This window comes from Pseudofrankia coriaricola, from assembly GCF_032027725.1.
Classification (GTDB): Bacteria; Actinomycetota; Actinomycetes; order Frankiales; family Frankiaceae; genus Pseudofrankia.
Genome location: NZ_JASNFO010000101.1, coordinates 25,528 through 31,723, shown reverse-complemented (window position 1 = coordinate 31,723; position 6,196 = coordinate 25,528). Strand labels below are relative to the sequence as shown.

The following is a 6,196-nucleotide window of genomic DNA, read 5'->3' as shown; positions in this document are numbered from 1 at the left end:
CCGCTGCGCCGCGGTGTCGCGACGGCGTCGGTCACCGCAGGGCCGACTCGATCGCGTCCAGGCGGGCGTCCAGGTGGCGGCGCACGGCGTCCAGGTCCGCGCGGGAGGCGTTCTGGTCGCCGGCCTTCAGCTCGACGACGATCGCGCCACCGGGAGACAGCGTCGCTGTGGCGACCTCGGTGATGTCGTCGGCACCCTGGTTGCGGATCGCCCGTTCCAGGTCGCCGCGACGGATACCCTCGTGGCGCAGCGTCGCCTCGTCGAAATGGCCGTCGTGCGCCAGCACTGTCGGCGTGCCCTCGAACAGCCGCTCGACCGTGGCGTTGCGGCGCAGCCAGCGGACGACGACCGCGTTCACGGCGAACAGCGTGACCGCTCCCAGCACCCCGCCCCAGAGGCTGTTGTCGGCCCCGATGATCGCGTTCTGGACGACGTTGGAGACGAGCATCATCACCACGAGGTCGTGACTGTTGAGCTGGGCGAGATCCCGCTTACCGAACACCCGGATCAGCAGGCTCAACGCCGCATAGACGGCAACGGTCCTGATCACCTTCTCGGCGACGGGCACACCCATCGTGAACAGGTCCGATGGTTATGGCGGTTCCGTCTGGCCCCGGTAGGGCGGCTTGAGTTCTAGCGGTGGTTGCAACACCAGCCCCGAAAGGTGTTGCAGTGACCGGATCGCGCCGCCACAGTGGGGCCAAATCAAACCGCCGTAGCCACGGGGCCGAGGCCGGAACCGACTACCCGCGATGTCGACGGCGAGGGCGTGTTGGCAGGTCGAGTGGATCTGACGGGGCGTTGCGCTCTCGTCGATCAGGCTGGCCGCTTGGCTGAGTATGCAGATCCAGCCGGCCGATTCGCGACTGGCGGTGGACCCGTTTCGATTTGGTGGTCGTTCTGTCGGGTCGGGAAGAGCATTTCTAATCGCGAGCGTCCCACGGTACGGCTCGACTGTGCTGCGCCGCCATGAGCGCGGGGTCTGGGGGCGACGGCCGTGCCGTGGTTGCGCGGGCACGTGTCCTGCGAAGTGCCATCCGCGGTGGCCAGCAGGGTGTTGTGAATGGCGGTGTGGCGCCCCGTGCCAGGCGAGGTGTCGCCGCGGATGTCGTCCGCAGTGTCGGGCAGGGTGCCGTCAAAGCCAACTGTTGTCCGGAGCCCGTAGCGCTCCGCCGCGGGTGAGGGTGCATTGCGCCCCGTCGGACTGTCCGATGCGGGGAGGAGCGTGGCAATGGTCAAGGACTGGGTGCGAGACGGACCTGCGGGCAAGGTCAGACCTGGGAACCTGATCAATCCACTGCCGGCCAACGGCCTCGATCTTGATCCGCCTCACGCAGAGCTACCTGTGCCCGCCTCGGCCACAGCATCAGCCATGAAGATCAACCGAGATCTGCTCGTAGTTCCGTGTCCAAACTGGTGTACCTGCCAACCAGGGCCACAAGCACGCCCTTCACGGCACTCTTCGGGTCCAGCATCGAGAACTCCAGGCAATCCGCCACCATCGCCCGAATCTTGGCAAACAGAAGCGCGGGCCACAATTATGGCGGAAATACAAGAATCGACATGCATATCGCGTTTGCCTAAATCGCCGGATAACGCCAGAATCCTCGGCATGGCCGCACCCACGCGTTGCTCGATCAGAGCCACCGCCAGTTCTCCCGGCGGTTCGCCCAGCCGGGCGACAACCTGCGGCTGGCACTGCACCACGCGACGCGAGCAGTGCTCGCAACGGGGAAGTGAGCCCAATGGCCCGCATTAAGGACCGCTGGTACAACGCGAAGAAGAGTCTCGACGGGGAGCGAGTGAAGTCCGCCCGCTACGGCAAGGGCGACCGGTGGCAGATCGAGTACACCGACGACCAGGGCAACACGAAGTACCCGACGTTTCGCACCAGGGCTGCCGCCGACCAGTTCGCGTCCGCAGTCGAGACCGATCTGCTCCGCGGCACCTACGTCGATCCGGACAAGGGCAAACAACTGTTCCGCGACTACGTCAAGACGGACTGGCTGCCCGCGCAGGTCCAGCACGCCCCGAGCACCGCCGAAACGCTCGAATCGGATCTGAAGAACCATATCCTGCCAGCATTCGGACCTCGGCAGATCGGTCAGATCCAGCGACGGGCAGTGGTCATGTGGGTCGCCGAGCGGTCGACGCTGCTGGCGCCACGCACCCTTCACCGGGTGTACGGCTTCCTCGCCACGATTCTCAAGGCTGCGGCTGCAGACGGGGTCATCAGACATCCTCTAGTCGGGCGGGATGTCGTGTGGAGTGGCTGGTCAGCCACCTGCTGGCCGCTGGCGACCCGTTCAGCCGTGTACCTGCCGAAAGCACGTCCGGGCAGGTCAGGCCGCATGTTCGTACTCATGCAGGATGCCGCCGAGCCGGTCGCGTCGGCGGATGTCTGGTACTCCAGCCCGACTTCTGTGACCGTTTGGATCTGGTGGGCTGGGGTTGGGTGGCCGGGCTGGCATGGCGCGGCGCGGCGGGCCCGGACATGAGGGGGCCACCGGTGATCCTCGCGGGTTTGTGACGACTCTCGAAGATCAGCCGGTGGCCGTGTGCCCCAGCGTAGACCCAGACCAGTGGCGTGACGCGTTTGAGGGCTTCGCGGTCGGACTCGACCGCCGTTTCGCCCGTGTCGAGTCGCGTCGGCGGCTGCGCCGGTTCCTGTCTGGCCTGATGGCCGGGCTGCCGCGGGTGAACTGCTGGACGCTGGCCGAGCATTCCGGGGAGACCGGAACACACCCGCTGATCCACGGGCGACCAGCTCACACACTTTATGAAACGGGCCCCAGCTAGCCGGGTGCGGGTTCGGTGGATGATCAGCCGGAGCCGACGATGAAGGCCAGTGTGAACAGGATCATCACGGTGCAGAGGATGCCGCCGATCAGGGCGCGGCGGGCACGATTCTCGCGCCATGCCATTACTCCGAGGACAAGTCCGACGACGGCGCCGGCGATGAAGGGCCAGCCGCCAATCCCAGGAATGTCCCAGGCGACGGTTCCGCCGGGCACGGCCAGCAGGCCGAGGAGGAGGGCGGCGTCCGCCCGACGGTCGCGGCGGTGGCCGACGTCGACACTGCGTTGCGAACTGCTCATGACGGCCTCCGAGGCTTCGGTTCGACGACCGCTCTTGCGGTCGACACCGACGCTAGGGAGAAGCAGCGGTGGGGGCTTCGAGGCTGGCCCGCGACCCGATCAGGGCTGTCCCTGACCCAGCCAGGCCAGCACGGCAAGGACCCGGCGGTGATCGTCTGGGCGGTCGGGCAGCCGCAGTTTCCTGAAGATGGAGCGGACATGTGTCTCGACGGTCTTCTCCGAGAGGAACAGGGCTCCCGCGACGGCCGTGTTGCTGCGCCCTTCAGCGATGAGAGCCAGGACGTCACGTTCTCGTTCGCTGAGCGCGTCGGCCCGGCTCGGGCCGGGGCCGACGAGCGCGGCGACCACCTGAGGGTCGATCGCTGAGCCTCCGGCCGCGATCCGACGTACCGAATCGACAAAGTCGTCCACGGCCAGGACGCGGTCCTTGAGCAGGTAGCCGAAGCCGCCCCGCCCGGTTCGGACGAGCGCGAGGGCGTGCCGCGTTTCGACCGACTGGCTGAGTAGCAGCACCCCCACCGACGGATGCTCGGCTCGGATCTCGACCGCGGCACGCGCGCCCTCGTCCTTCCAGTTCGGCGGCATCCGCACATCGACGATCGCGACGTCGGGCCGCAGCGCCGACACCGCGGCCTTCAGCGCATCGGCGTGCCCCACCTGGGCTACGACCTCGGCGCCGCGTGTGGTCAGGAGCGCGGCGAGCCCCTCGCGGAGCAGCACCTCGTCCTCCGCGATCACGATGCGCACGGCAGCTCCACGGTGATCGTGGTACCGACCCCGACGGGGGACTCCACCGTCATGGTGCCGCTGGTAGCCGCGATCCGGTCGAGCAGCCCGAGCAGGCCCGTCCCGTCGGCGACCGCCGCTCCACCACGACCGTCGTCTCGCACGACCATGCGCAGCGTCGAACCGTCATGGGCCAGATCAAGGCATATCTGTCTCGCCTGGGCGTGCTTGCTGGCGTTCGTGATCGCCTCGCAGGCGACGAACCATGCGGTCGATTCGACGTCGGCGGGCAGGCGGGGCGAAAAACCGCTGATGGCGACGGGCACCGGCGAGCGACGCGCCAGTGCTGTCAGCGCGCTGGTCAGTCCCTGCTCGGCGACCTCGCGTGCGTGCAAGCCCTGTGACAGGTCCCGCAGTTCCTGCAGCGACCGACCGATACCGTCGATCGCTTGATCGAACGCGCGGCGAGCGTCCTCCACATCGGTCATGGTCTCCTGCTTGAGCCGTAAGCCGATGCCGAGTGCCACGAGTCGCTGCTGAGCCCCGTCGTGCAGGTCACGCTCTATCCGCCGCCGTTCGGAGTCGGCGGCCGACACGATTCGCCGCCGTGACGCCTCGACCTCGACGACCCGGGCTCGCAGATCGCTGCGCAAGGCCACCGCTTCCAGGGCGAGCCGGCAGCGACGCACCACGGCGTTGACCACGTCGGGACGCTGCGGCTCACGTTCATGGAGCAACAATGCCAGCGGGCTGCCATCTCTGGCCACAGCGGTGGTGGGCTCGTCGACGGGTGTTTCGAGGCTGCCCCCCAGCACGTCGACCCAGTGCTGGTCCAGGCGGTACAGCACCCGCAGGCCGGGCTCGCCGAGGGCGCGCGCCATCACCGCGCCCACCTGCTCAGGTGGTACGAGCTCACGCTCGAGTGCCGCCGTGAACTCCTCGACGACCTTCAGCGCGCTCGCGCGAGGGCGATCGAAGAGCCGGTCCACGTGACGCTGTAGAAAGCGCAAGGTGGGTCGAGCGACAGCCGCGGCGGCGAGCGTCGCCGCAGCGACCCGCCACGGCGATCCACGTCCGGTCGTGCCACCGATGGCCACGACCACGAGCGCGTACGTCCCGAGGACCAACCCGGTCGACAACGACCACGCCACCGTCGTGCTGATCAGTCGATCGATCCGCCACAATCCATGACGTCTGATCGCCACGACCGTCGACAACGGCACCGCCGCAATGAGGACGACGAAGCCGACACTGATGATCCACTCCGGCCAGTTGAACACAGCGACAGCCACACAGATGACGAACAGCGCCGGCGCGAGCGCGAGGCCCGCAGCCAGCCAGCGCAACTGCAATCGCTCAAGACCGGTCGCGCGCCGCGTCCGTACTACCAGCGATCCCACGGCGATCAGCATCCCGACGCCGCAGACGACGAGAAGCACGATTGTCAGTGGCTCAACGACCAACGCGACGGCCCACGGATTGGGGACCGCCGCAAGCGGGCTGTCCAGCGTTCTCGACGAGATCACTCGGACCGCTGCGTACAGCGGAAATGCGATGAGGGTGACAACACGAAAAACCCGCCACCGTCCGCCGGACTGCGCGCCGTCCGGAAAGACGAAACAGACATAGGTGAGGACGCCGAACGCGGCAAGCCAGTCCAACGTCGACCACGGCAGCAGCCACCGCAGCCAACTCCCGTGATCGGCTTCCACTCGCGGCCTCGCCGACCCCGTAGCCAGCTCAGCGAGTACCAGCACGACCGCAAGCGCGACGTAGGCACGGCCGACGCGGTTGCCCGGCACCTGAACCAGCACTGCCGCGCCCAGCGCCACAAGGGCCAGCCCCACGACGCCGGCCGTGGCGCCATTGCCCAGATCACCGAGCAGGACTGTTGTGACCGCCGCGGCGACGACAACCAACCCACCCACGGCGACTGCCGAGCGCTCCCCCAGCGGCGTCATACCCGGATGATGACACCTGCACGGTTCGTCGGCCTACCGGCCAGCGGAGCTGTTTTGCGCACTGAAGCCCTTCCCGGTAACGTTCCGTCACGGTGGGTGACATCAATGCCGTGATGGTGTATTGGGTGTCAGGTGTTCCTTCGGTGCTCGGCGTGGAGGATGACGACGAGGACGTGTGCCCTCTGTTCGTCGGTGAGGGTGCCGCCCTTGGGCTTCTTGTACGCGATCGCGAGCGGCCGGCGCTGACGCTCATCCAGATGCGGCAGCAAGACCGAGAACTTCTCTACCAGCACCGTCTCGTTGATCTGATCCACGGGGCGGACGATCCCACGATCTTCAAACTAGATCAACAACCGACGTAATTTCTCGGCGGGTCCCTGCGATGAGGCCGAGACTGGCGCTGATGCCGAG

The 6,196-nt window shown here is 67.3% G+C and carries 6 protein-coding genes; 1 reads left to right on the top strand and 5 read right to left on the bottom strand.

The genetic code is table 11. From position 1 onward, the window contains the following. Positions 1-31: 31 nt before the first annotated feature. Entirely contained in the window at positions 32-574 is a 543-nt protein-coding gene (locus QOZ89_RS39335) for a DUF421 domain-containing protein (protein ID WP_312629167.1), read from the bottom strand. Between the two features lie 1,171 nt (positions 575-1,745). Between QOZ89_RS39335 and QOZ89_RS39330 the strand changes: the two genes are divergently transcribed. Next, on the top strand, positions 1,746-2,498 hold the full coding sequence (locus tag QOZ89_RS39330) for a phage integrase central domain-containing protein (RefSeq protein ID WP_312629166.1): 753 nt from the start codon (positions 1,746-1,748) through the stop codon (positions 2,496-2,498). A gap of 324 nt (positions 2,499-2,822) precedes the next feature. Here the strand turns inward: QOZ89_RS39330 and QOZ89_RS39325 are convergent, their stop codons facing one another. The 4 genes from QOZ89_RS39325 to QOZ89_RS39310 form a co-directional block, all read right to left on the bottom strand. Beyond that, positions 2,823-3,098, bottom strand: a complete 276-nt coding sequence (locus QOZ89_RS39325; protein WP_312629165.1) for a hypothetical protein — start codon at positions 3,096-3,098, stop codon at positions 2,823-2,825. Positions 3,099-3,197: 99 nt separating this feature from the next. After that, on the bottom strand, positions 3,198-3,845 hold the full coding sequence (locus QOZ89_RS39320) for a response regulator transcription factor (protein WP_312629164.1): 648 nt from the start codon (positions 3,843-3,845) through the stop codon (positions 3,198-3,200). Continuing rightward, positions 3,833-5,785 carry a sensor histidine kinase gene (locus tag QOZ89_RS39315; protein ID WP_312629163.1) on the bottom strand — a complete coding sequence of 651 codons (1,953 nt, stop codon included), beginning with the start codon at positions 5,783-5,785 and terminating at the stop codon, positions 3,833-3,835. The genes QOZ89_RS39320 and QOZ89_RS39315 overlap by 13 nt, the downstream gene beginning before the upstream one ends. Positions 5,786-5,913: 128 nt before the next feature. Further along, positions 5,914-6,099, bottom strand: coding sequence for a hypothetical protein (locus QOZ89_RS39310; RefSeq protein WP_312629161.1), 186 nt, complete (start codon positions 6,097-6,099; stop codon positions 5,914-5,916). Between the last annotated feature and the right edge of the window lie 97 nt (positions 6,100-6,196).